Source organism: Demequina sp. NBRC 110057 (assembly GCF_002090175.1).
Lineage (GTDB): Bacteria > Actinomycetota > Actinomycetes > Actinomycetales > Demequinaceae > Demequina.
Genome location: NZ_BBRN01000004.1, coordinates 383486 through 407248, shown reverse-complemented (window position 1 = coordinate 407248; position 23763 = coordinate 383486). Strand labels below are relative to the sequence as shown.

The window sequence follows — 23763 nt, the reverse complement described above, 5'->3', positions numbered from 1 at the left end:
TCGTCGCCCCCGAGGGCGCGGATGGGGCAGAGAACCCAGCGCTCGAGCGCTTAGGCGTCGATCTGCGCCATATCGAGCTTGGCGGCGCCCGCGATGATGAAGTCGCGGCGCGGGCCCACGTCGTTGCCCATGAGGAGTTCGAACACGCGCTCGGCGGCCTCGGCATCCTCCGCGGTGACGCGGCGCAGCGTCCGATGCTCGGGGTCCATGGTGGTCTCCGCCAGCTGGTCGGCATCCATCTCGCCCAGGCCCTTGTAGCGCTGGATGTCCTCGTTGTACTTGCGGCCCTTGCGGCGCAGGTCGGCGAGCGTGGTCGCCAGCTCCTTCTCTGAGTACGTGTAGATGTACTCCTTCTCGCGGCGCGGCGAGCCCTTGACCTCGATCCGGTGCAGCGGCGGCACCGCGGCGTAGACGCGACCGGCGTCGATGAGTGGACGCATGTAGCGGAAGAACAGGGTGAGCAGCAGGGTGCGGATGTGCGCGCCGTCGACGTCGGCGTCGGTCATCAGGATGATCTTGCCGTAGCGCGCCTGCTCCAGGTCGAAGGTGCGGCCGGAGCCGGCGCCCAGCACCTGGATGATCGCCGCGCACTCGGCGTTGTGAAGCATGTCCGTGACGGACGCCTTCTGCACGTTGAGAATCTTGCCGCGGATGGGGAACAGCGCCTGGAAATCGGAGCGTCGAGCGAGCTTCGCGGTGCCGAGCGCCGAGTCACCCTCGACGATGAACAACTCGGACTGCTCGACGTCGTTCGAGCGGCAGTCCGCGAGCTTCGCGGGCAGCGAGGAGGTCTCGAGCGCGTTCTTGCGGCGCGAGATCTCCTTCTGCTTGCGGGCAGCCACGCGTGCGCGCATCTCCGCGACGATCTTCTCGAGCACCGAGTTGGCCTGCTGCTTGAGGTCGCGCTTGGGGCTCGTGAGGATGGCATTGAGCTCGGTCTCGACGGTCTTGGCGACGATGGCGCGCACGGGCGTGGTGCCCAGCACCTCCTTGGTCTGACCCTCGAACTGCGGCTCGGGGATGCGCACGGTGACGATGGCGGTCAGGCCCGCCATGATGTCGTCCTTCTCGATGCGTTCCGCGCCGTCCTTGCTGGTGAGCTTGAGCCTGCGAGCGTTGGTCTCGATCACCTTGCGCAGGATCTTGGTCAGGCCTGTCTCGAAGCCCGACTGGTGCGTGCCGCCCTTGGGGGTGGAGATGATGTTGACGAAGGAGCGGACCTCGGTCTCGTAACCCACTCCCCAGCGCAGCGCGATGTCGACGACGCACTCGCGCTCGACCTCCTCCGACACCAGGGTGCCGTCGGGCTTCAGGACCGGGACGGTCTCCTTGTACGAGCCAGTGCCCTGCAGCTCCCACGTGTCAGTGATGCCAGCATCTGTCGCCACGTACTCGACGAAGTCCTTGGCGCCGCCGTCGTAGCGGAACGACTCCTCGTGCGGCTCCTCGGGATTGCGCTCGTCGCGGATGGTGAGGGTGAGGCCGGGGACCAGGAACGCGGTCTGCCGGGCGCGCGTCAGGAGGTCCTCGTAGGAGAAGCGCGCGTTCTTGTTGAAAATCTGGCGGTCGGCCCAGTAGCGGGTCCGCGTGCCCGTGCGCCCCTTCGCGACCTTGCCGGTGATGTCGATCTCGGAGCCCGTGGTGAAGGGGGCGAAGGTCGACTGGGGCGAGGCGCCCGACGCCGGGTCCGCCCACTGGCCGGGCTCTCCGCGGCGGAAGGCCATGTGGTGAGTCTTTCCCCCACGGTCGACCCACACGTCGAGGCGCTCGCTCAGCGCGTTGACGACGGAGGCGCCCACACCGTGGAGGCCTCCGGAGGCGGCGTAGGAGGAGCCGCCGAACTTGCCGCCCGCGTGCAGTTTGGTCATGACGACCTCGAGCCCGGTGAGGCCCGTCTTGGGCTCGACGTCGACGGGGATGCCGCGCCCGAAGTCGCGCACCTCCACGGAGTCGTCCGCATAGAGGATGACCTCGATGGTGTCGCCGTGCCCGCCCAGGGCCTCGTCGACGGAGTTGTCGATGACCTCCCACAGGCAGTGCATGAGGCCCCGCGAGTCAGTGGTGCCGATGTACATGCCGGGTCGCTTGCGCACCGCCTCGAGGCCCTCGAGGACGGACAGGTGTCGTGCGGAGTAATCGGATGCTGCCACGGCGACAAGGGTAGACGGCGCCGCCGACACGGGCGGACAGGCGCACCGACGCACGGCATCGGCCAATCCGTCTGGCGCGGGACTACCAGGGGCGGCGCGTGCGTTGTGGGGTCCAAAGGAGGACATCATGACCACCACCACGACCGTCCCGACCGCCACCGCAGCCGACCGGGTCCGCCAGTGGACCGTCGCCGTGGGAGCGGTGATCGCCATGCTGGGCGCCGCCTGGGGCTCGGGAGCGTTTGGCGGCACGCCCATTCAGGACGCCGCGGGCGGCGCGTTGGCTGCCGACGCCACGCTGCTCGCCCCCGACTCCCCCGCGTTCGCCATCTGGTCCGCGATCTACGCCGCGCTGGTGGTGTTCGCGGTGGTGCAGCTGCTCCCCTCGCGAGCCACCGACGCGCGCATGCGCGCGGTGTCGTGGTGGATTCTCGCGTCGATGGTGCTCAACGCCGTGTGGATCGGCGTGGTGCAGGCCGGCTGGCTGTGGCTGTCGGTCCTCGTCATCGCGGTCCTTGTCGCCGTCCTCGGCGTCGTCGCGCGCCGCCTCGCGGCGACGGAGGCCGCGAACCCCCTCGACCTCGCCGCGACGGAGATCACGGTGGGCCTGTACCTCGGCTGGGCGGCCGTGGCGACCGTCGCGAATATCGCCGCCGCGGGGCGCGACGCGATCGGCGCCGACGCGGGCGAGGGCACGGTGTGGGCCATCCTCGCGCTCGCCGCCGTCGCGGTCCTCGCTTCTGTCATCGCGGTGAGGCTGCGCTGGCGTCCCGCGCTCGCGATGTCCGTCGGCGTCGCGATGGCCTGGGGCCTGGGCTGGATTGCCGCGGGGCGGGCGGAGGGAGAGCCACACAACATCGCCGTCATGTGGGCTGCGGGCGTGGCCGCCGCGATCGCCTTCGCGGCTCCCTTCGCCGCCTTCGACTTTCGCCGCGACCACCGGATGGAATCGGTGGACCTGACGGACACCGACGCCGACGCCTGAGCTAGAGCCCCTCGCCCTCCGTGTCGGGCACGTCGGCGCGTCCGCGTACGGTCATCATGGCGACGTTGTCGCTCTTCACCCAGAAGTCGAGGTCCTCGTACAGCGGCTTTCCCATTGGCGTGGCGTGAAGTTCCACGACCTCGATTCCCCGCGCATCGGTCTCGGCAAGCAGGGCATCCATGACGATGCGGGCGTAGCCCTTGCGCTGATGCTGCGGGGCTGTCGACACCCACTGGATGTAGCCCATGTGGTGGGCGTGCGCGCCCGGCTTGGGAAGGCGCGGGGCGATGTTGACCAGCCCGCAGCACGCCAGCCCGCCCTCGGGGGCATCGATCACCATGCCGATGAGGTCCTTGCCCAGGCGGTCACGCACGAGCCGAGTGGCGTCGACCGCCCAGGTCGGCGTGGGCTTGGCACCCACCGCCTTATACATGAGGGCGCCCAGGTGGACGATCTCCGCGGCATCGGCCGGCGTGGCCTCCCTGACCTCACTCACGTCAGTGCCAGACGACGGCGACGATGATGTTCACCACCGTGAGCCCGCCGATGAGCCACCACAGGGTGCGCACCGGGGACAGGTCGCCGCTACCGGCGAGCGCGACCCGGGTCCTCTTGCCCGCCACCTCGGCGAGGCCGGCGATCGCGAGGGCGACGACGAGCTTGACCGCGATCTTCGCGTGGTCGACGTCGTAGTCGTTCATCTCCGCGACCCCCACCAGCAGGAGGCCCGTGACGATCTGTGCCCTGGCGCCCCACACCATGGTCTGCGTGACGCGCTTCGCGTCGCTGCGCAGTTGGTCGAGGAACGGGCCCAGGATTGCCGCGAGGCCGATGAGGTGAAGGACCAGCAGCGTGTACCGCAGGATGTCCATGAGGTGTCTTCCTCCCGAAATGGCTCGGCGTCGATGCTATCGCGGCCCGGCGCCGCCGCGGCACAGCGCTCGCGGGAGCCCGGTACGCGCCACTAGCCTGGCCCCACTATGGACGCAGCAGAGCGCATCATCTCCGCCGTGGCGGAGGACGTGTGGTGGGTACTCACCCCCATCGTGCTGGCGCTCGGCTGCTGGTTCACGGTGCGGACCGGGGTGGTGCAGGTTCGCCTCTTCCCCCGCATGATCGCGACGCTCAAGGACCGCACCCCGGTGGGGCCGGACGGCGAGCCGCAGTCGCTGTCCGCCTTCCAGGCCTTTACTCTCTCGGCCGCGTCGCGCGTCGGCATCGGCAATATCGCCGGCGTGGGGACCGCGATCGCGGTCGGAGGCCCCGGGGCGGTCTTCTGGATGTGGGTGATGGCCTGGCTAGGAGCCGCGTCGGCCTTCATCGAGGCGTCGCTCGCTCAGCTCTACAAGCACCGCACCGAGGATGGCTTCCGCGGCGGCCCCGCGTACTACATCCAGCGCGGGCTCGGCTCTCGGCGCCTCGCGATCGCCTTCGCGGTGATCCTCATCGTGTCCTCGCCGCTCATCATCAACTCGCTGCAGGCGTACACCATCGCGGAGACGGTGGCCGATGCCGTGGGCCTCCCCATGGACTCCTGGCTTCCCTGGGCGGTGGGCGCCGTGCTCGCCGCACTGACGGCGGCGGTGGTGTTCGGCGGAGCGCGCCGCATCGCTCGGGTCACCGAGTCGCTTGTGCCGTCGATGGCGCTGCTGTACCTGGTGCTGGGCATCCTCGTCATCGCCGCGCACGCCGACCAGATCCTTCCCGTGCTCGGCACCATCATCACCGACGCCTTCAGCGGTGAGGCGGTCGCCGGCGGAGCGCTCGGCCGGGTGATCGTCACCGGCATCCAGCGCGGGATGTTCTCGAACGAGGCCGGCCTCGGCACGGCGCCGAATGCCGCGGCGAGTGCGGCGACCACGCACCCGGTCAAGCAGGGGCTCGTGCAGAGTCTCGGCGTCTACTTCGACACCTTCCTGGTGTGCTCCATCACGGCGTTCATCATCCTGGTGGCGACGCCGGACCTCACGGGCGCGCCCATCGGCATCGCCCTCACCCAGACCGCGGTCGTGTCGACGCTGGGCTCCTGGTCGAGCTGGGCCATGTCCCTCATCGTGTTCCTGCTCGCCTTCTCGACCATCCTCGGCCTGTATTACTACGGCGAGGCCAACGTCGCGTACATCACGCCGCGGGCCTCTGCCATGCGCGCATACCGTGTGCTGGTCGTGGCCGTCGTGCTCGTGGGCTGCACGCTCAACGCGGGAGCCGTGTGGAAGCTGTCCGACCTGGCGCTGGCGATGCTGGCGCTCATCAATCTCCCCGTGATCGCGCTCCTGTCGAGGCACGCCGTCGCGCTGCTGCGTGACTACCGCGAGCAGCTCGCCGAGGGGCGCGACCCGGTCTTCACGCGTGACCGGCTTCCCGATGCCCGCGGCATCGACGTCTGGGAGGACGAGGAGAGCGTGACGGGCCGCACCCCCACCACCTGAACCACCCCGGACAACGACGAAGGGCGCCGTCTCCCTCGCGGGAGGCGGCGCCCTTCGTCTCGGGCTGGTGTCAGTCCAGGTAGTCGCGCAGCACCTGCGAGCGCGACGGGTGGCGCAGCTTCGACATGGTCTTGGACTCGATCTGGCGGATGCGCTCACGCGTCACGCCGAACACGCGGCCGATCTCGTCAAGGGTCTTGGGCTGGCCATCGGTGAGACCAAAGCGCATGCCGACCACGCCGGCTTCGCGCTCGGAAAGGGTGTCCATGACCTTGCTGAGCTCCTCCTGGAGCAGGGTGAAGCCCACGGCGTCGGCGGGCACGACGGCCTCGGAGTCCTCGATGAGGTCACCGAACTCGCTGTCGCCGTCCTCGCCCAGCGGCGTGTGCAGCGAGATGGGCTCGCGGCCGTACTTCTGGACCTCGACAACCTTCTCCGGCGTCATGTCCAGCTCGGCGGCCAGCTCCTCGGGAGTGGGCTCGCGGCCCAGGTCCTGGAGCATCTGACGCTGGACGCGGGCCAGCTTGTTGATGACCTCAACCATGTGCACCGGGATACGGATGGTGCGGGCCTGGTCGGCCATGGCGCGTGTGATGGCCTGACGGATCCACCACGTCGCGTAGGTGGAGAACTTGTAGCCCTTGGTGTAGTCGAACTTCTCGACGGCGCGGATGAGGCCCAGGTTGCCCTCCTGGATCAGGTCCAGGAAGAGCATGCCGCGGCCGGTGTAGCGCTTGGCGAGCGACACCACGAGGCGAAGGTTCGCCTCGAGGAGGTGGTTCTTAGCGTGGCGGCCGTCGTTGGCGATCCACTCGAGCTCGGTGCGCAGCTTGGGAGCGATCTTCTCGCCCGAGCCGAGCTTCTCCTCCGCGAACAGGCCGGCCTCGATCCGCTTGGCGAGGTCCACCTCCTGCTCGGCGTTCAGCAGCGCGACCTTACCGATCTGCTTGAGGTAGTCCTTGACGGGGTCGGCGGTGGCGCCGGCCGTCATGACCTGCTGGACGGGGGCGTCGTCCTCGGCGTTACCCAAGACGAAGCCGCGGCTCTCGTCCTCGGGCTCGTCCTTGGCGGGGGTCTCGTCGGCGGCGTCCTCGGTGGACTCGTCGGTGGTCGCCGCGTCGTCGGCTCCCTTGGCGGTCGCCTTCTTCGCGGGGGCCTTACGAGCGGCGGTCTTGCGGGCTGGCGCCTTCTTGGGCGCGGCGGTGGCCGCGGTGTCCTCGTTCTCGACCTCGGTCGAGGCCTCCTCGGCCTTGGCCTTCGAGGCCTTCGCCTTCGCGGCCGTGCGGGCGGTGGACGTGGCTGCGGTAGTCGTGGCCTTCTCCTTCGGGTGGGAGGCGCCTGGTCAGACGCGATGCGTGTCACGGATGCGGGCGGAGTCGCCGTGGTGGGCTTGCGTGAGTGCTCTGTGCAGGACATCGCCGCTCCCGCATCTTTCCCCTCGCCGGTCCGCGGCACCGTGCCGTACCGCATGCGGCGAAGGGATGTATCGGGAGGCTTGGAGAGCCTCACGCAAATCCATTCAAGTATAACGACGATGTCCACTCATCCGTTCCCCCACGGCGGCGTGTGAGGGCTTCGTCGCCACCCCGGTGCGAGCCCCCTGTCGCACATCTGAGCGACCAGCAGCGCAAGCGAGTAGGACGGGTCGCAGTCGAGCGCATCGGCGGCCGCTTCGCGCGACGCGGTGAGGTCGTCCGCCCACCAGTAGAGCACGGCGCACAGCGCGTGCAGGACGGCGCGCTCCGTGCGGCGTGCATACGTCGCACCTTCGTGGCACCAACGTAGCCCTTCGCCGATCTGGGCGGCGCTGGGCACTGTCGCGCTCCCGGGGCGCAACGCCCCGTCCATGACGCGATGCACGCCCTCGCTCGCGGTGCCGGTGAGGACGTCCGCGACAACGGCGGCCTCGGCGCCCAGCCACCGCACGATGAGCGCGTCCCGCACCCGCACGTCTTGTAGCGAGGCGATCGTCTTGCCCCACGCGGGGGCGTCAGAGTCTGGGCCGCATCCGATGGTCAGGTCCCAGGCGCGCAGGCACCAGGCCTCGCGGTCCTCGCTCCGGCGCCTCCACCAGCGGTCGGCGGCGCGCCTCGCCGAACGTCGCTGCGCATCGGACGCGACGGGCCGCGCCCGCGACGATCTATGCCTGGCACGAGCGGCCGCCCGGCCACCGCTGCCCCACTCCCCCCGCGGCAGCGGCCTGCCCTCGACCGGGCAGCACTCGTCGTCGTGACACTCGGGCGACCAGTAACGGTCGCCGTCGGTGGCCCACAGGCATGGCTCGATGCCGACCGCTCGCAGGTCGGGGGCGAGTTCCTCCAACTCCGGGCATACGGCTCCCGGCGCCGCGTCGCTCCAGCTCACGGCGATCGCCCTGCGGGTGCCGGCCTCGGCGAGGTCGCGGGCGAGGATCGGCCCGATCGACGGCGCGAGTTCCGGGATGGCGAGGTCGACGCTGTCCACGGCTGCGGCGCACAGCACCATGCCGCCGCGATCGAGTGCGACGACGACCACGGCCTCCGTCGGCGTGTACCCCAGCATGTCGGGAAGCGCGGCGATCAGCTCCCCCGGGCCCAAAATCGTGGTGGTCTCCATGCCGGCGATCGTCGTCTCCGCGTGCCGAACGCCGCGGCGGCCGCTGATCTTCTGTGGACGGTGACGGGGGCGCCGACGGCCTGTGCACGGGGCCGTAGGCTTGCGCGCGTGACTGATCAGTTCGCCGCCTGGCGCCAGGAGACCGACGCAGCCATCGCCGCCACGCTCGCGGCCGTCCGTTCCTCGGTGGACGTCGCCGTCCCCGACGTCGAGGAACTCCTGGCCCCCGTGACGCGCTACTCCGAGGGCGGCAAGCGCCTGCGGGCCCTGCTCCTGCTGGCCTCGCACGCGGCGCACGGCGGCGACTCCCCGGATGCGGCAACCTCGTTGGCGGCGGGCCTCGAGCTGTTCCAGACGGCGGCATTGCTTCACGATGACGTGCTCGACGGCTCCGACACCCGCAGGGGCGGACCCTCAGCGCACCGCGAGATCGAGGCGTTCCATGCCGCCCGCGGCTGGCACGGCGCGTCGCGGGACTTTGGCGCCGCCGGTGCGATCCTGGCCGGCGACCTCGCGCTCATGGCCTGTCAGCGCGCGGTGGGGGCCGCGGGCGCCGCGCGCGCCGAGCGTGCCGTCGTCCTCACCGCGATGTTCGCCGAGATGGCCGATCTCGTCACCGCGGGCCAGTACGCCGACATGCGGGCAGCAGCACAGCCGCTCGACGCCCTCGCGGGCCAGGAGGCCGCGATTCGCGCGGTCATGCGCGCGAAGACCGCGTCCTACTCTGCCGAGTTCCCGCTGGCGTTGGGCGCAGCCGTGGCGGGGGCGGACGCCGCGACGATCGAGACCATGCGCGCTGCCGGCCGTGACCTGGGCATCGCCTTCCAACTGCGCGACGACGTGCTGGGCCTCGTCGGCGCGCCCTCGCTCACGGGCAAGCCCGCCGGGGACGACGTCCGCGAGGGAAAGCGCACCCTTCTCGTGTGGCACGCGTGGCTCTACGGCGCTGACGCGTGCCGCGACACGGTGACGCGCGCCTTCGGCCGGCGCGACGCCAGTGACGACGAGGTCGCCGCCGCGGTGGCTGCCATCGTCTCCACCGGCGCACTCGACGCCGTGGAGCGGGAGATCGCGGCCCTCACGCGGCAGGCACGGGAATCACTTGCCACGGTGGAGATGGCCGATGCGGGAGCGGCGGCCATCGACGCGCTCGTGACGCTGGCGGTCGACCGCCAGCACTAGGCCGCGCGCTACAGCAGGGTCTGCGCGACGCGGCGCACCGGGGCACGACGGCCCTCGCGCAGCGCGCCCAGCGGCGATGCGCCGAGCTCCTCGTGGAACTCGAGCAGCCAGGCGACGATCTCCTCGTCGGAGAAGCCGTTGTCGCGCAGCAGGGTGAGCGTGCCCACCAACGTGGGCAGCACGCGGACCTGACCCTCGTGCTCCTCGAGGAAGCCCGCCGGCAGGTGCCACGCATCGTTCTCGCCGCGTCGCACGGCCACGAGGGCGCCAGTGCGCAGCGCGTCGCGCACGTCGGATGCACTCACGCCCCATGCATCGGCGAAGTCGGGAACGGACAGCCAGGAAACCTCGTCACTCACGGGACAAGCGTACAAAACCTCGGCGCGGACGCGCGCCGACGCCTGTTGCGGACGCCTCAGACGTGAACTACAGTCACTTGAGTCACATTTGTCACATGAGACACATCAGCCTCAGGAGGACTCGGTCGTGGGACGTTCAGTAGACATGAAGCGCGCCGCTCGCGGCGCCGCCGTTGCCGCAGGCACGGCATTCGCCATCACCGCGACCGGCGCCATCCCGGCCGTCGCCGCCGACGAGCACCGCGTGGCCCCCGGCGACACGGTCTCCGCGCTCGCGACGAAGTACGGCACCTCGGTCCAGCGCATCGTCGCCGCGAACCACCTCGACGGCGACGCCCTCATCGTGATCGGCCAGACCCTCACCATCCCCTCGGTGACGGCCTCGGGCACGTCCCAAGCCTCCGCCACCAAGGTGACGACAAGCGGCCGCCACACCGTTGCCGCCGGCGACACCGTGTGGGACCTGGCCAAGAAGTACGGCACCAGCGTCTCCGCCATCACCAAGGCCAACTCCCTGGGCTCGAGCGCCACCATCCGCATCGGCCAGACTCTCACCATTCCCGGCGCTGGCACGTCCGCGACGGCGTCGAGCGGCGGAGCGAGCACCACTGCGGCCACGAGCGGCCGCCACACCGTCGCCGCCGGCGACACCGTGTGGGACCTCGCCAAGAAGTACGGCACCAGCGTCTCCGCCATCACCAAGGCCAACTCCCTGGGCTCGAGCGCCACCATCCGCATCGGCCAGACCCTCACCATCCCCGGCGCCTCCGGCACCGCGACGGTGACCACCGTGTCGAAGACCGTGAGCTCCTCCTCGACCTCCTCCGGCACGCTCGCCACCGAGGGCAACCTGTCCTCGTTCGGCGGCGCCACGGTGACGTACACCGTCAAGTCCGGCGACACGCTCAGCAAGATCGCGGCCGCGCAGGGAGTCACCGTCGCCTCCATCGCCAAGGCGAACGGGCTGTCGGACACGTCCGTTATCCGCATCGGCCAGACCCTGACCATCTCTGGCGGCACCCCCACGGGACTCGTGGGCTCGACCTTCGCCGGTCGCACCTACGCCGCGGGCACGGTCGGCGCCGCCAACCAGAACAAGGCGACGCTGAACTCCATGTCCGTCCCGACGCGCGCCCAGATGCAGTCGATGGTCGTGGCCGCCGCCAACCGCTACGGCGTCGACCCCTCGCTCGCGCAGGCGGTCGCCTACCAGGAGTCCGGCTTCAACATGCGTGCCGTCTCCCCCGCCAACGCCGTGGGCGTGATGCAGGTCATCCCGACCACCGGCGAGTGGGCCTCCGACCTGGTGGGACGCGACCTCAACCTGCTCGACCCCGTCGACAACGTCGAGGCGGGGGTGGCCGTCCTGAAGCACCTCACGCGCGGGGGCCGCTCGCTCGACACTGCCATCGCCGGGTACTACCAGGGCGAGACCGGCGTCGCGAAGTACGGCATGTACGCCGACACCAAGCAGTACGTTGCCTCCGTCAAGTCCCTCATGGCGCGCTTCTGAGCAGTCGCGCGGCTCACCGCCGCGGCATCTCCGAGCCGCCCTCGCCCGCGCCTACAATGAACACCGTGTCAGAGACCCTCACCGACCCCCTGCTCGGCCGCGTCATCGACGGCCGCTACGAGGTGCGTGAGCGCGTCGCTGCCGGCGGGATGGCCACCGTTTACGTTGCCTTCGACCGTCGCCTCGAGCGCGACGTCGCACTGAAGGTCATGCACCCCCACCTCGCTGCCGATGCATCCGAGGCCGACTTTGTGGCGCGCTTCCGGCGTGAGGCGAAGGCCGCGGCCCGCCTGACCCATCCTGGCATGGTGCGGGTCTACGACCAGGGCGTCGACGGCTCCATCTCGTACCTCACCATGGAGTACGTGGGCGGCGAGAACCTCCGTCAGCGCATGACCCACGAGGGTCCCCTGACCGTGGGCGAGTCGCTCGGCATCACCGAGCGGGTGCTCGACGCCCTGGCTGCCGCGCATCGCGCCGACCTCGTGCACCGCGACGTCAAGCCCGAGAACGTCCTGCTGGACGAGGAGGGCGGGCCCAAGCTCACCGACTTCGGGCTGGCACGCGCCGTCACCGAGGTCACGTCGACCGCCACCGGAACGCTCCTGGGTACCGTCGCCTACCTCGCCCCCGAGGTCGTGACCGAGGCCTCCGCCGATGCCCGCGCCGACGTCTACTCCACCGGCATCCTGCTGTTCGAGATGATCACCGGGCGCCAGCCGTTCACCGGCGAAACCGCCCTCGCCGTCGCCTCGCGCCACGTCCACGAGGACGTTCCCCCGCCGTCGGAGCTCGTCCCGTGGCTACCCGTCGAGATCGACGACCTGGTGGCGCTGCTCACCGCACGCGACATCGACGACCGCCCTGCCGATGCCGCCGCGGCCCTCGTGGCCGTCCGCACCGCGCGTTCGGCCCTCGACGACCCCACCCTCGACCGCCAGGCGGCCCGTCCCGCCGGCAGCGAGCCGCCTGCCGACGATCACGACCACACCACGGTGCTCGAGGAGGCCCCCGCCGGCGCCACGATCGCCCTGCCCATCGGCCTCGACGGCCAGGCGACCGCGCTCACCGTCACCACCGATCCGCCCGAGGACGACCCCGAGGCCGCCGAGCCCGTCCGGCACCGTCACCGTGCCGGCTGGTGGATCGGCGCCATCATCGCCGCGATCATCGTGCTGGGCTCGCTCGTGGTGTGGTGGTACCAGGCCATCGGCCCCGGCGCCTACACGACCGTCACCGACGTGGCCGGGCTCACCGAGGACCAGGCCACCGCCACCCTGGAGGGTCTCGGCTTCACGGTGTCGACCGAGGACGCCTTCGACGACGTGGTCGCCGAGGGCATCGTCATCAGCACCGATCCCAGCAAGAACGCGCGCGCCCTCGACGGCGCCGAGATCATCGTCACGGTGTCCCAGGGGCCGCGCATGAGCGACGTCCCCGACGTCGTCGGCTCGACCCAGGACGACGCCGAGGAGCAGCTCACCGACGAGGGCTTTGGACTCGGCGAGACGGAGCACGAGTACTCCGACACCGCCGCCGCTGGCGAGGTGCTCTCGATGTCTCCCGAGGCCGGCGAATCCGTGCGCCACGACACGATCGTGACCCTCACCGTCTCCGACGGCCCCGAACCCATCACCACCCCCGACCTCACCGGCATGACGCAGGACGAGGCCGTCGCCACCCTGGCCGAGCTGGGCATCGAGCCCACGATCGCGACGGGCCGCACCGAGGCCGTCGCCACGGGCGAGGTCTACGAGCAGACCCCCGCGGCCGGCACCGACGGCTTCCGCACCCAGGAGATGTCCATCACCGTGTCCGAGGGCCTGCCGCTCGTCACGATCCAGGACGTCCGCGGCATGGGCTTCGACGAGGCCAAGGCGGCCCTCGAGGCGCAGGGCCTCACGGTCACCGGTGACGACAACCCGTGGAACTTCTCCACCGTCGTGTTCAACATGGACCCCGGCCCCAATACCCAGGTCGAGCGCGGCACGTCGGTCTACCTCGAGTACTAAGCCCCACAGACGGAAGGGCCGATGCCAGGGAAACCTGGCATCGGCCCTTCCGTCTGTGCGGCGTCGGGTCAGCGCTGGCTGAGCAGCTCCGACACCAGGAACGCCATCTCGAGCGACTGCTGGTGGTTCAGGCGCGGGTCGACCTTGGTCTCGTAACGCGCGGCGAGGCCCTCGTCGTCGATCTCCTCGGTGCCGCCCATGACCTCGGTGACGTCGTCGCCAGTGAGCTCCACGTGGAGCCCGCCGGGGACGGTCCCGAGCGCGCGGTGCACCTCGAAGAAGCCGGTGACCTCGTCCAGGATCGTGTCGAAGCGGCGGGTCTTGTAGCCCGACTCCGACGTGAACGTGTTGCCGTGCATCGGGTCCGTCAGCCACGTGACGTTGAGCCCCGCGTCGCGGACGGCCTCGACCAGCGGCGGAAGCGACTCGCGCACCTTCGCCGCGCCCATGCGGGCCACGAAGGTCAGGCGCCCCGGGGTGTTCTCGGGGTTGAGCTTCTCCGCCAACGCGATCGCGTCGGCGCCCGATGCGGTGGGGCCGAGCTTCACGCCGATGGGGTTACGAATCTTCGACATGAACTCGACGTGAGCGCCGTCCAGCTCGCGCGTGCGCTCCCCGATCCACAGGAAGTGGCCAGAGCAGTCGTACGCATCGCCCGACCGTGAGTCGATGCGCGTCAGCGCCCGCTCGTAGTCGAGCAGCAGGGCCTCGTGGGACGCGAACAGGTCCACGTTGCGCAGGGCGTCGAAGTCGCCGCCGGCCGCGCCCATGAACTTCACGGCACGGTCGATCTGCGCCGCCATCTGCTCGTAGCGGGCGTACGCCGGGTTGGCGGCGAAGCCCTGGTTCCACGAGTGGACGGCGCGCAGGTCCGCGAAGCCACCGTGCGTGAACGCACGGATGAGGTTCAGCGTCGACGCGGACACGTGATACGCGTCGAGCAGGCGCTGCGGGTTGGGCACCCGCGCCTCCTCGGTGAACGCGAAGTTGTTGACGATGTCGCCGCGGTAGGCGGGAAGCGTGACGCCATCGCGCGTCTCCTCGTCCGAGGAGCGCGGCTTGGCGTATTGGCCCGCCATGCGGCCCATCTTCACCACGGGCGTCGAGGCGCCGTAGGTGAGGATGACGGCCATCTGCAGGATCGTCTTGATCTTGTTGCGGATCCGGTCGGCGGTCGCCTCCGAGAAGATCTCGGCGCAGTCGCCACCCATGAGGACGAAGGCCTCTCCCCTGCTTGCGGCGGCCAGCTGCTCGCGCAGCACATCGGCCTCACCGGCAAACACCAGCGGGGGCAGCTCACTCAGCCGTCCCGTGACCGCGTCGAGCGCGGCACGGTCGGGCCAGGTGGGCTGCTGCTTCGCCTCGAGGGCGCGGTACGAGTCGACGCCGGCGGCCGCGAGGGCTGCCTCGCTCATCCGATCAGCCCTGACCGATCTCGGTCAGGAGCTCGGTGTACCACTCGGTGGTGGTGTCGAACGGCTTGTGGCCCGCAATGCGGGGGAACTCGATCGCCTTGAGGCGTCCGCCGTCCTCCTCGTCGTGGCCGATCACGCCGGGCTCGCCACGCAGGGCGCACTCGACGGCGAGGTCGGTCATCGACTTGATGAGGCGGAGGTCCTCGGCATTGGCCTTGGCCGCACGCGAGAAGTAACCCGACTTCTGCACCATGACCTTCTCGGCACCAAGCTTCTCCGCGAACTGCTTCGCGAACCACTGGCCGGGGTTGATGGTGTCGAGCTTCACGTGACCGAAGGGGTCCTTCTCGACGGTGCCGCCGGACGCCTCGATCTCCGCGATGATCTCGGGCACGCCGGCGCCCTCGGACAGGAAGATGTTGACGTTGCCGACCTCGTCCATGACGGCCTTCAGGCGCTCGGCCTCGGCGTCGATGTCAAGCTTCTGCTCGGGCACGTACAGGGCGTGGATGTCCCAGCGCTCCTTGGACAGGCCGATCTCGGGCAGCCACTCCTGCGTGTCGAGCCACTGGCGGTACTTCATACCGGCGGCAGCGGTGAGCCAGCCACAGGCGCGGCCCATGACCTCGTGGATGATCAGCATGCGCGGGCCCGAACGGTGCTCGCCGATGACGTTCTGCGCGAACTCCGAGGCCTGCTCGGCGGCCGACCAGGCGCCCAGCGACTGGCGGATCGGCACCACGTCGTTGTCGATCGTCTTGGGCAGGCCCACGACGGTCAGCTCGTAGTCGTTCTCGTGAAGGTAGGCAGCGAGGTCCGCGGCGGTGGTGTTGGTGTCGTCGCCACCGATGGTGTGCAGGACATCGACGCCGTCGGCCTTCAGCTGCTCCGCGGCCACCTTCAGCGGGTCCTCGCCCTCGCCCACGAGGCCACGCTTGAAGCAGTCCTCGTAGTTGGTGAGCTTGACGCGCGAGTTGCCGATGGGCGAGCCACCAAAGTTGTGCAGCAGGCCTGCCTTCTCACGGACGGTGTCCGTGATCTCCACATACTTACCCTGCAGAAGGCCCCAGTAGCCGTGCTGGTAGGCGATGATCTCGACCTCGGGGGAGATCTCGGTGTAACGCTCGATCAGCCCTCCGACGGCGGAGGACAGGCAGGGGGCGAAACCACCCGCGGTGAGCAGGGCGACACGGCGGACCGACATGGCAGACCTTTCGTGGGATGTGGTGGGTTGCGTTGTCATTCTAGGGGGCCGATGCATCGGGCTCGGGCCGCGCGGCCCTCGCCTCCCGCTCCAGCTGATGCTTGTATTGCGCGGCGTCGCGGTCGACGTATTCCTGACCCGACAGCGCGGCGATGGCCTGCATGACGGAGTCCGTGAGTTCGCGCAGCGCCTCGCGGTCGTCCTGACGGCCCGCGTAGGCGGTGATCGGGATGGGCTCGCCGATGCGTACGCCGACGGGGTGCCGGCTCGGCACCTTCTTGCCGATGGGCTGAGCGATGTGAGTATCGATCATGGCGACCGGGACGATGGGGACGCCCGCCTCGATGGCCATACGAGCCACGCCCGTCTTGCCGCGGTACAGACGCCCGTCCGGGCTGCGAGTTCCCTCGGGGTAAATGCCGAGGAGTTCGCCGGCCTGCAGCGTCTCGAGCCCAGTGCGCAGGGCAGCCTCGGAGGCGCGACCTCCACCGCGGTGGACGGGAATCACGCCGGAGCCCTCCATGAAGGCCTTCGTGGCCCACCCCTTCATTCCCTTGCCGGTGAAGTACTCAGCCTTGCCGAGGAAGAGCACCTTCCGCTTGAGCACGAGCGGAAGAAAGATCGAGTCGGAGAAGGACAGGTGGTTGGAGGCGAGGATGGCACCGCCCGTGGCGGGCACGTTTTCGGTGCCCTCCGACCAGGGGCGATAGTACGTCTTCACCGGCGGTCCGATGAGGACGTGCTTGAAGAGCCCGTAGTACACGGCGAGTGGCCTCCTGTCGGCTGTGGCTTAGGCGCCCGCGTCGATCCGGTTGCCGTCCAGGTCGAGGCGTGCGAGTTCCGCGGCGCCCACGATACCCGCGTCGTTACCCATCGACGCCGCGACGATCGGCGCGATGGTGCGGTGCGACGCGGCGGGAAGGTGCTCGCGGTAGGCGTCGCGGGCAGGCGTGAGGATCATGTCGCCGGCCGCGACCACTCCCCCACCGACCACATACATCTCGGGGTCGAGCGCGGCCGCCAGGGATGCCGCGCCCTCGCCGATCCAGCGGCCAAGGTCGGTCAGGAGCTCGATGCCGAGGTCGTCACCGTCCTCGGCGATCTGCGTCACGTGCGGGCCGGTGATGTCGTCGGGGTTGCCGCCGACGAGGCGCAGCAGGCCGGCGGCGCGCACGGGGCGCTCGTGCGCCGCGCGCTTCGCCTCGCGCACCAGGGCGGAGCCCGACGCGTACTGCTCCCAGCAACCCTTGAGGCCGCAGCCGCAGGCGTGCCCACCAGGGACCACGCGCACGTGCCCCAGCTCGGCGGCGAAGCCCTCGGATCCTCGCACCAGCTTGCCGTCGGAGATGATGGCGGCGCCCAGGCCGGTGCCGATGGTCAGCATGATGAGGCTGGAGGCCTCGCGCGCGGGGCCGAACGCGAATTCGGCCCAGCCTGCAGCGTTGGCGTCGTTTTCGACGACGACAGTGAGGTCGTCGCGACCGATCGCCTCGCGCACGCGCTGCGCCAGGGGGTACTCGCGCCAGGCGATGTTGGGGGCGAAGAGCACCCGCTCGCGGTCGGACGAGACGAAGCCGGCCGCCGCCAGGCCGATCGACGTGAACTCGTAGTCCCGCGACAACTCAGCTACCGCATCGGCGATCGCGCTGTCGATGCTCGCGGCATCCTCGGGCTGGGTCTTGCGCCGCGTCTTCGCAACGATTCGACCTTCGTCATCGACCACGCCGACGGCAATCTTGGTACCGCCGATGTCAACGCCGATCGCATGCATGTGCCAGGGCTCCCTCATGTTGGGTGGTGGGACTCCCTAGAGGGTATCGTGAGCGCCACCTGCTGAAGCGACGGAGACAGAACCTCATGCCCCCTCAGGACGCAACGTATGCGCCCCACATCGTCTCCCTGGTCCGCACGACCTGGGATTCTCGCGCCACCACCACCGTCGCGAGGAGCCCCCTCCCCGACGACAGTTGGGTCGACATCACGGGCGCGCAGGCACGCGCGCAGGTGGACGCCACCGCCAAGGGGCTCATCGCTCACGGCGTGAAGCCGGGCGACCGCGTGGCGATCCTCGCGCGCACGCGGTGGGAGTGGACCGTGTGCGACCTCGCCATCATGACCGCCGGCGCGATTCCCGTGCCGATCTACGACACCTCCTCGGTGGACCAGATTCAGTGGATCTGCGAAGACGCCGAGGTCTCCGTGGTCATCGCCGAGCGTGAGTCGCACGCCGCGCGCGCCCGTGAGGTGCTCGCCCAGGCGAGCACGCCGCTGCGCGAGGTCCTCGTCATCGACGAGGGCGCGATGGACACGCTCGCGGCCGACGGCGCCGCCGTCACCGACGGTGAGCTCGACGCCGCGCTGGCCACGGTGGGTCACGAGACGCTCGCGACCATCATGTACACGTCCGGCACCACGGGCCGGCCCAAGGGCGTGGAGCTCACGCAGTTCTCGTACACCCGCCACATCGCCGGCATGACGGACGAGATGAGCGAGATCATCCTCGAGGACGGCGCCTCGACGGTGCTGTTCCTCACCCTTGCGCACTCGCTCGCGCGCCTGGTGCAGCACATCCTGCTCGCGGGTGGCGTGGTCATCGGCTACTGCCCCGATGCCTCGCGGCTCGTGCCTCTCATCGGCACCATGCGCCCCACGCTGCTGCTCGCGGTTCCGCGCGTATTCGAGAAGGTCTACAACGGCGCCGAGCAGAAGGCTGCCGCCGACGGCAAGGTCAAGATCTTCCGCTGGGCCGCCCAGCAGTCCATCGCCCACTCCAAGGCGCTCGACACGGAGCGTGGCCCCGGCATCGGCCTCAAGCTCAAGCATGCTGTCGCCGACGCGCTGGTGCTGAAGAAGATCCGCGCGCTGCTCGGTGGGCGCGCGCACTGGGCTGTCTCGGGATCGGCGCCGCTGGGCGACCGCCTGGGCCACTTCTACCGTGGCCTCGGACTCGTGGTGCTCGAGGGATACGGCCTCACTGAGACCAACGCGGCCTCGCACGTGAACCGCACGGGACTCGCGAAGATCGGCACGGTGGGCCCCGCGCTTCCCGGCATCGAGGTGCGCATCGCCGACGACGGCGAGGTGCTCATGCGCGGCGAGCAGCTCTTCACGGGCTACCACCGCAACCCCACGGCCTTCGACGAGGCCGTCGTGGACGGCTGGTTCCACACCGGCGACATCGGCGCGGAGGACGCGGACGGCTACCTCACGATCACCGGTCGCAAGAAGGAGATCATCGTCACCGCGGGCGGCAAGAACGTCGCGCCGGCGGAGCTCGAGGATCGCATCCGCGGCTACGCCCTCGTCAGCCAGTGCGTCGTCGTCGGTGACGCGCAGCCGTTCATCGCGGCCCTCATCACGCTCGACGCGGACGCGCTGCCCGGCTGGCTCAAGGGCAAGGGCTGGGAGCCGATGACCGCGGCAGAGGCAGCGCAGGACCCCCGCATCCTTGAGCGCATTCAGAAGGCCGTGGATCGCGCCAACCGTGCAGTGTCGCGAGCGGAGTCCGTCCGCACCTTCCGCATCATCGACGGCGACCTCACGGTGGAGAACGGCTACCTGACGCCCTCGCTCAAGGTGAAGCGTGCGCGCGTGCTCGCCGACTTCGCGCCGGTGATCGAGTCGATCTACTCCGGCAAGCACGGCGGCAACTAGGCCCGCTATCCGGCTCGTCGGCGCTGCCTCGCGTCGACGAGCCGCAGCGGCGGCACCAGGCCGCCTGCGACCATCGTGTCGACCGCGCGGCGCTGGGCGTCGTCCATCTCCACGGCGTCCGGCGTCCGTGTCCGCACGGTGAGGAAGGACACGAAGCAGTCGCCGCAGGCCTTCCCCTTCACCTCGCAGGTGTCGCAATCAATGTTCATGCTCGCGACGCTATGTCGCGCCTCTGACATCGCACGCTCCGAGGCCCGTGACGTCGATGTCGGTGGCCGGACGTACCGTGTCCCTCATGAGCTTTGAAGTCCAGGACAGCCTCGACGCGATCGGCGAGCCGCTCTCGGCCACCACCTTCGTCGTCGTCGACCTGGAGACCACCGGCGCCTCCCCTGCCGACTGTGGCATCACCGAGATCGGCGCGGTCAAGACCCGCGGCGGCGAGGTCATCGGCGAGTTCCAGACGCTCGTGGACCCAGGCTCGCCCATCCCTCCGATGATCGTCGCGCTCACGGGCATCACCGACGCGATGGTGGTCGCGGCGCCTCGCATCGAACAGGTGCTCCCGGCGTTCCTTGAATTCCTCGGCGACGCCGTGCTCGTCGCTCACAACGCCCGCTTCGATGTGGGCTTCCTCAGGGCCGCCTGCCGTGCCCACGGATACCGGTGGCCGGGCCCCGAGGTCGTCGACACCCTCACGCTGGCCCGACGCGTGGTCACCAAGGAGGAGGCGCCCAACCGCAAGCTCGGCACGCTGGCGCGCGTGTTCGGCACCCGCGTCACCCCCAACCATCGTGCGCTGGAGGATGCCCGCGCGACCGGCGAGATTCTCCACGGGATGCTCGAGCGCCTCGCGGCCTTCGGCATCACTCACCGCGCCGATCTCGCCACGCTTAGGGACCCGGTGTCCGACAAGGTCAGGCGCAAGGCCACCATGGCCGACACCGTCCCCGCCAAACCCGGCGTCTACACGTTTCGGGGTCCGCGGGGCGAGAGGCTCTACGTGGGTACCTCCAAGAACCTCCGCTCGCGGGTGAAGTCGTACTTCACCAAGGCGGAGACGCGCCGACCCATCCGCGAGATGATCGACCTTGCGGTGAGCGTCGACACCGTGGTGTGCCCCACCGAACTCGAGGCGAACGTCCTCGAGGTGCGGATGATCGACTCGTTCCGGCCCCGGTACAACCGCCGCTCGGCGCGGCCCGAGCGCACGCCGTGGGTGCGGCTGACCGATGAGGCGTTTCCGCGACTGGTCGTCAGCCGGTCGGCCGCGGCCGATGGCGCGGACCTGGGGCCGATGCGCTCGGCCGCCGATGCGCGGCGTGCCGTCGAGGCACTCCAGCATGCCCTCGGGGTACGCACGTGCACCACGCGCCTCACGCGCGCCCCTCGCGCCGGCGCCCGCGCCTGCATCCAGCAGGACCTCGGGCGCTGCACCGCCCCGTGCGTGCTCGGGACCGCGAGCGGCTACGAGGCCACTGTCGACGCGGCGCGAGACGCGCTAAGGCTCGACATCTCTCCCGTCGTCGAGGCGCTCGCCGCCGACGTCGCCCACCACGCCGCGGCCGAGGAGTTCGAGCGCGCGGCCGATGCGCGCGACGCCATCAGTGCCGTGGTGGACGCCGCCGAGCGCGCGAGCCGACTCGCGTCGCTGCGTGCCTGCAAGATCGTCGCGGTGCGCCGCGTCGACGATGCGTGGGAACTTGTCGCCACCGCGGGCGGCACGCTCGTGGGGTCTGCAAGGGTCCGGTCGGGCGTCTGGGACGCGGCGGCACCGCTCCGCGACGCGTGGGACTCCCTCGAGATCGAGGAGCCGCTCGTCGAGGAGCAGGAGATGATCCTGCGCTGGCTCGAACGCCCCGGTACCCGACTGCTGTATGTCGACGGCGAGTGGGCCTCGCCGCTCACCTCGGCCGGTCGCCACCATCGCTGGGTGGACGCGCGCCGCCTCGATCACGGCAAGATCGCCGCGACGGCGCGGTAGCCGCCCCGGGGATCAGCGCCGCGCGTCGCTAGGACTGGCTCGCTGCCGCCCACCGCTCGAGCACGGAGGCCGCGGCCCCCGAGTCGATGGCCCGCGCGGCGTGGTCCATGCCGACCCGCATGCGCTCGACAAGGGTGCCGGAGGCCGTGCCTGGCAGAGTCGCATCGGACACGATGCCGGCGGCGGCGTTGAGGAGCACCGTCTCGCGCACGGGACCGGTCGCCCCGGCGAGCAGCTCGCGTGCGACCACGGCGTTCTCCGCCGCGCTGCCGCCACGAATGTCCTCGACGCCGATGGGCGTGAGGCCAAGGTCGGCCACGGGGTCGAGACGAAGCTCCGTCACTCCCCCGCCGCGCACCTCCCACACCGTCGCGGGGCAGGTGCCCGCCAGCTCGTCGAGCCCGTTGTCGCTGTAGAACACGAGAGCCTCGCGACCCTGCTCGGCGACAACGCCGGCGAGGACGGGCGACACCCTGAGGCTCGACGACCCGATGGCCGTCGCGGACGGCTGCGCGGGGTTCGTCAGCGGCCCGAGGATGTTGAAGGTCGTCGGCACGCCCAGCTCCTTGCGGATGGGCATGGCGAAACGCATGGCCGGGTGGAACACCTGGGCGAAGCAGAACGTGATGCCGACCTCACCTACGAGTTCCTTCACCCGCTCGACCGGCAGATCCAACCGCACGCCGAGCTCGCCCAGCACATCGGCACTCCCCGACTTCGAGGTGGCGGCGCGGTTGCCATGCTTGACCACGGTCAGGCCGGCACCCGCCATCACGAGCGACGACATTGTCGAGATGTTGACGGTCGAGAACCCGTCGCCACCCGTGCCCACGATGTCGACGGTGCGACCGGGCACTTCGAAGCGCAGCGCATGCCGCAGCATCGCCGCGGCAAGGCCGGCCACCTCCGTGGGCGTCTCCCGCTTGACTCGCAGGGCCGCGAGGAACGCCCCCATCGCCACGGGCGACGCCGAGTCGGTGAGGATGTCGTCCATCACCGCGGCCGTCTCCTCCGCGGTCAGGTCCTCATGCTCGACGAGTCGGGACAGCAGTTCCTGCAGCGCGGCCACGGCGCCTCCGTAGTTAGGTCAGGGGCGGGATGAGGGAATCAGGAGTTCTGCGCGGCGGGCGCAAAGAACGCGTCGACGGCGTCACGGACCACGAAGGGGTCGAGCGGGTGGGCCACGGCGGCTTCCGCCTCGGACCAGGTCGCGAGCCACGCATCGGCGGGACGACCCACCAGGAGCAGGACCGGGGGCGCGTCGAAGATTTCCTTCTTGATCTGGCGGCAGATGCCCATGCCGCCCACCTTCGCGGCCTCGCCGTCGAGGATGAGCAGGTCGAAGCGCTGCGTCTCGACTGCCTCGATCACGGCGGCGTGCGTCGCGGTCTCGTGCCAGTCGACGGGACGGCCGTGCGTGGACGACCCGACCGCGAAGCGCACCTTCTCCCGCACGTTGCGGTCGTCGCTGTAGACAAGGATGCGCGCCTTGGACGGCGTCGCGGCAGATTCTTCGTGCTTGGCCACGTCACTCATGGTGGCCATTCTGGCACGTTCCGAGAAGGTCGTTCGTTAACCCCTTCGAGAGCCGCGACAGGCAGCCCCACCTGGCGCCCGCGGCCTCTTTCTTGCGCTTTAATGGGACCTATGTCCCAAGCGACGACTATGCCGTCACCCATCCATGCCACGCGCCCTAACCAGGTAGCCGTCGGCACGATCGTCTGGCTCAGTTCGGAGCTGATGTTCTTCGCGGGTCTCTTCGCGATGTACTTCACGCTGCGTGCTCAGGTGCCCGAGGTCTGGGCCGATAAGACGGAGCTCCTGAACGTCCCCTTCGCTCTCGCGAACACCACCGTGCTGGTGCTGTCCTCCTTCACCGCCCAGGCTGGCGTGTGGGCGGCCGAGCGCTACCAGCGCCGCCGCACCGGTTCCTTCTGGAACGTGAAGTCGTGGGGCATGCACGAGTGGTTTGTCCTGACGTTCATCATGGGCTCGGTCTTTGTCGCCGGCCAGGTCTACGAGTACGCGATGCTCGTGTCCGAGGGACTCACCATTTCGTCGAGCCCGTACGGGTCGGTGTTCTACCTCACGACCGGCTTCCACGGCCTGCACGTCGTCGGTGGACTCATCGCCATGCTGTTCGTGCTCGCGCGCTCGTTCGCCGCGAAGAAGTACGGCACGCACGAGGCGACCACGGCGATCGTCGTGTCCTACTACTGGCACTTCGTCGACGTCGTCTGGATCGCCCTGTTCGCCGTGATCTACCTGGTTCAGTAAGGGA

General features: G+C 69.9%; 20 protein-coding genes and 1 pseudogene. 8 read left to right on the top strand and 13 right to left on the bottom strand.

Going from position 1 to position 23763, the window contains the following annotated elements:
- Window positions 1-50: 50 nt before the first annotated feature.
- The gene (locus B7K26_RS06820) at window positions 51-2150 is read right to left on the bottom strand and encodes a type IIA DNA topoisomerase subunit B (protein ID WP_234998726.1); all 2100 of its coding nucleotides are present in this window, start codon (window positions 2148-2150) and stop codon (window positions 51-53) included.
- A gap of 127 nt (window positions 2151-2277) precedes the next feature.
- Between B7K26_RS06820 and B7K26_RS06815 the strand changes: the two genes are divergently transcribed.
- Window positions 2278-3135, top strand: coding sequence for a tryptophan-rich sensory protein (locus B7K26_RS06815; protein ID WP_200811007.1), 858 nt, complete (start codon window positions 2278-2280; stop codon window positions 3133-3135).
- Window position 3136: 1 nt separating this feature from the next.
- Here B7K26_RS06815 and B7K26_RS06810 read toward each other — a convergent pair whose 3' ends face one another.
- Both B7K26_RS06810 and B7K26_RS06805 read right to left on the bottom strand, forming a co-directional pair.
- Window positions 3137-3631, bottom strand: coding sequence for a GNAT family N-acetyltransferase (locus B7K26_RS06810; RefSeq protein WP_084078167.1), 495 nt, complete (start codon window positions 3629-3631; stop codon window positions 3137-3139).
- Window position 3632: 1 nt separating this feature from the next.
- Window positions 3633-4007: a hypothetical protein gene (locus B7K26_RS06805; protein ID WP_084078166.1), complete on the bottom strand. Its 375-nt coding sequence runs from the start codon at window positions 4005-4007 to the stop codon at window positions 3633-3635.
- A 108-nt stretch (window positions 4008-4115) separates the two neighbouring features.
- Between B7K26_RS06805 and B7K26_RS06800 the strand changes: the two genes are divergently transcribed.
- Window positions 4116-5564, top strand: a complete 1449-nt coding sequence (locus B7K26_RS06800) for a sodium:alanine symporter family protein (protein ID WP_084078165.1) — start codon at window positions 4116-4118, stop codon at window positions 5562-5564.
- Window positions 5565-5634: 70 nt separating this feature from the next.
- Here B7K26_RS06800 and B7K26_RS06795 read toward each other — a convergent pair.
- Window positions 5635-6891, bottom strand: a pseudogene (locus tag B7K26_RS06795) (RNA polymerase sigma factor); the annotation flags it as partial.
- Window positions 6892-7106: 215 nt separating this feature from the next.
- Window positions 7107-8159 carry a DUF4192 family protein gene (locus B7K26_RS06790; protein WP_084078609.1) on the bottom strand — a complete coding sequence of 351 codons (1053 nt, stop codon included), beginning with the start codon at window positions 8157-8159 and terminating at the stop codon, window positions 7107-7109.
- A 108-nt stretch (window positions 8160-8267) separates the two neighbouring features.
- Here B7K26_RS06790 and B7K26_RS06785 point away from each other — a divergent pair, with 108 nt between their 5' ends.
- Complete coding sequence (locus B7K26_RS06785; protein ID WP_159449637.1) at window positions 8268-9341, top strand: polyprenyl synthetase family protein; 1074 nt, start codon at window positions 8268-8270, stop codon at window positions 9339-9341.
- 8 nt (window positions 9342-9349) lie between these two features.
- Here the strand turns inward: B7K26_RS06785 and B7K26_RS06780 are convergent, their stop codons facing one another.
- Window positions 9350-9700 carry an Rv2175c family DNA-binding protein gene (locus tag B7K26_RS06780; protein ID WP_234998725.1) on the bottom strand — a complete coding sequence of 117 codons (351 nt, stop codon included), beginning with the start codon at window positions 9698-9700 and terminating at the stop codon, window positions 9350-9352.
- Between the two features lie 127 nt (window positions 9701-9827).
- On the opposite strand from B7K26_RS06780, the gene B7K26_RS06775 reads away from it, so the two are divergent.
- Entirely contained in the window at window positions 9828-11213 is a 1386-nt protein-coding gene (locus B7K26_RS06775) for a lytic transglycosylase domain-containing protein (RefSeq protein WP_234998724.1), read from the top strand.
- Window positions 11214-11278: 65 nt separating this feature from the next.
- Complete coding sequence (gene pknB / locus B7K26_RS06770; RefSeq protein ID WP_159449636.1) at window positions 11279-13225, top strand: Stk1 family PASTA domain-containing Ser/Thr kinase; 1947 nt, start codon at window positions 11279-11281, stop codon at window positions 13223-13225.
- Between the two features lie 68 nt (window positions 13226-13293).
- Here pknB and B7K26_RS06765 read toward each other — a convergent pair whose 3' ends face one another.
- The 4 genes from B7K26_RS06765 to B7K26_RS06750 are packed head-to-tail and all read right to left on the bottom strand — an operon-like array spanning window position 13294 to window position 17615.
- A complete protein-coding gene (locus tag B7K26_RS06765) occupies window positions 13294-14640 on the bottom strand; it encodes a class II 3-deoxy-7-phosphoheptulonate synthase (protein ID WP_084078160.1) in 1347 nt (448 codons plus the stop codon).
- A gap of 4 nt (window positions 14641-14644) precedes the next feature.
- Complete coding sequence (locus B7K26_RS06760; RefSeq protein WP_084078159.1) at window positions 14645-15844, bottom strand: pyrophosphate--fructose-6-phosphate 1-phosphotransferase; 1200 nt, start codon at window positions 15842-15844, stop codon at window positions 14645-14647.
- Between the two features lie 40 nt (window positions 15845-15884).
- Complete coding sequence (locus B7K26_RS06755; protein WP_084078158.1) at window positions 15885-16607, bottom strand: 1-acyl-sn-glycerol-3-phosphate acyltransferase; 723 nt, start codon at window positions 16605-16607, stop codon at window positions 15885-15887.
- A 27-nt stretch (window positions 16608-16634) separates the two neighbouring features.
- Window positions 16635-17615, bottom strand: coding sequence for an ROK family glucokinase (locus B7K26_RS06750; protein WP_084078157.1), 981 nt, complete (start codon window positions 17613-17615; stop codon window positions 16635-16637).
- An 86-nt stretch (window positions 17616-17701) separates the two neighbouring features.
- Here B7K26_RS06750 and B7K26_RS06745 point away from each other — a divergent pair, with 86 nt between their 5' ends.
- On the top strand, window positions 17702-19498 hold the full coding sequence (locus B7K26_RS06745; RefSeq protein ID WP_084078156.1) for a long-chain fatty acid--CoA ligase: 1797 nt from the start codon (window positions 17702-17704) through the stop codon (window positions 19496-19498).
- A 5-nt stretch (window positions 19499-19503) separates the two neighbouring features.
- Here B7K26_RS06745 and B7K26_RS06740 read toward each other — a convergent pair whose 3' ends face one another.
- On the bottom strand, window positions 19504-19707 hold the full coding sequence (locus B7K26_RS06740; protein ID WP_084078607.1) for a hypothetical protein: 204 nt from the start codon (window positions 19705-19707) through the stop codon (window positions 19504-19506).
- A gap of 86 nt (window positions 19708-19793) precedes the next feature.
- Here B7K26_RS06740 and B7K26_RS06735 point away from each other — a divergent pair, with 86 nt between their 5' ends.
- A complete protein-coding gene (locus B7K26_RS06735) occupies window positions 19794-21482 on the top strand; it encodes a DEDD exonuclease domain-containing protein (RefSeq protein WP_159449635.1) in 1689 nt (562 codons plus the stop codon).
- 28 nt (window positions 21483-21510) lie between these two features.
- Here B7K26_RS06735 and trpD read toward each other — a convergent pair whose 3' ends face one another.
- Both trpD and B7K26_RS06725 read right to left on the bottom strand, forming a co-directional pair.
- Entirely contained in the window at window positions 21511-22551 is a 1041-nt protein-coding gene (gene trpD / locus B7K26_RS06730; protein WP_084078154.1) for an anthranilate phosphoribosyltransferase, read from the bottom strand.
- Between the two features lie 38 nt (window positions 22552-22589).
- The gene (locus B7K26_RS06725; RefSeq protein ID WP_143340551.1) at window positions 22590-23018 is read right to left on the bottom strand and encodes a response regulator transcription factor; all 429 of its coding nucleotides are present in this window, start codon (window positions 23016-23018) and stop codon (window positions 22590-22592) included.
- A 111-nt stretch (window positions 23019-23129) separates the two neighbouring features.
- Here B7K26_RS06725 and B7K26_RS06720 point away from each other — a divergent pair, with 111 nt between their 5' ends.
- Window positions 23130-23759 (top strand): heme-copper oxidase subunit III, encoded by a 630-nt coding sequence (locus B7K26_RS06720; protein ID WP_084078152.1) that lies wholly within the window; start codon window positions 23130-23132, stop codon window positions 23757-23759.
- Window positions 23760-23763 lie beyond the last annotated feature (4 nt).

Bases quoted from the DNA above. Each gene is read 5' to 3' on its own strand.
- B7K26_RS06815 (WP_200811007.1), top strand. From the start codon at position 2,278: ATGACCACCACCACGACCGTCCCGACCGCCACCGCAGCCGACCGGGTC.
- B7K26_RS06805 (WP_084078166.1), bottom strand. From the start codon at position 4,007: ATGGACATCCTGCGGTACACGCTGCTGGTCCTTCACCTCATCGGCCTC.
- B7K26_RS06800 (WP_084078165.1), top strand. From the start codon at position 4,116: ATGGACGCAGCAGAGCGCATCATCTCCGCCGTGGCGGAGGACGTGTGG.
- B7K26_RS06790 (WP_084078609.1), bottom strand. From the start codon at position 8,159: ATGGAGACCACCACGATTTTGGGCCCGGGGGAGCTGATCGCCGCGCTT.
- B7K26_RS06765 (WP_084078160.1), bottom strand. From the start codon at position 14,640: ATGAGCGAGGCAGCCCTCGCGGCCGCCGGCGTCGACTCGTACCGCGCC.
- B7K26_RS06760 (WP_084078159.1), bottom strand. From the start codon at position 15,844: ATGTCGGTCCGCCGTGTCGCCCTGCTCACCGCGGGTGGTTTCGCCCCC.
- B7K26_RS06750 (WP_084078157.1), bottom strand. From the start codon at position 17,615: ATGCATGCGATCGGCGTTGACATCGGCGGTACCAAGATTGCCGTCGGC.
- B7K26_RS06745 (WP_084078156.1), top strand. From the start codon at position 17,702: ATGCCCCCTCAGGACGCAACGTATGCGCCCCACATCGTCTCCCTGGTC.
- B7K26_RS06740 (WP_084078607.1), bottom strand. From the start codon at position 19,707: ATGAACATTGATTGCGACACCTGCGAGGTGAAGGGGAAGGCCTGCGGC.
- B7K26_RS06735 (WP_159449635.1), top strand. From the start codon at position 19,794: ATGAGCTTTGAAGTCCAGGACAGCCTCGACGCGATCGGCGAGCCGCTC.
- B7K26_RS06725 (WP_143340551.1), bottom strand. From the start codon at position 23,018: ATGAGTGACGTGGCCAAGCACGAAGAATCTGCCGCGACGCCGTCCAAG.
- B7K26_RS06720 (WP_084078152.1), top strand. From the start codon at position 23,130: ATGTCCCAAGCGACGACTATGCCGTCACCCATCCATGCCACGCGCCCT.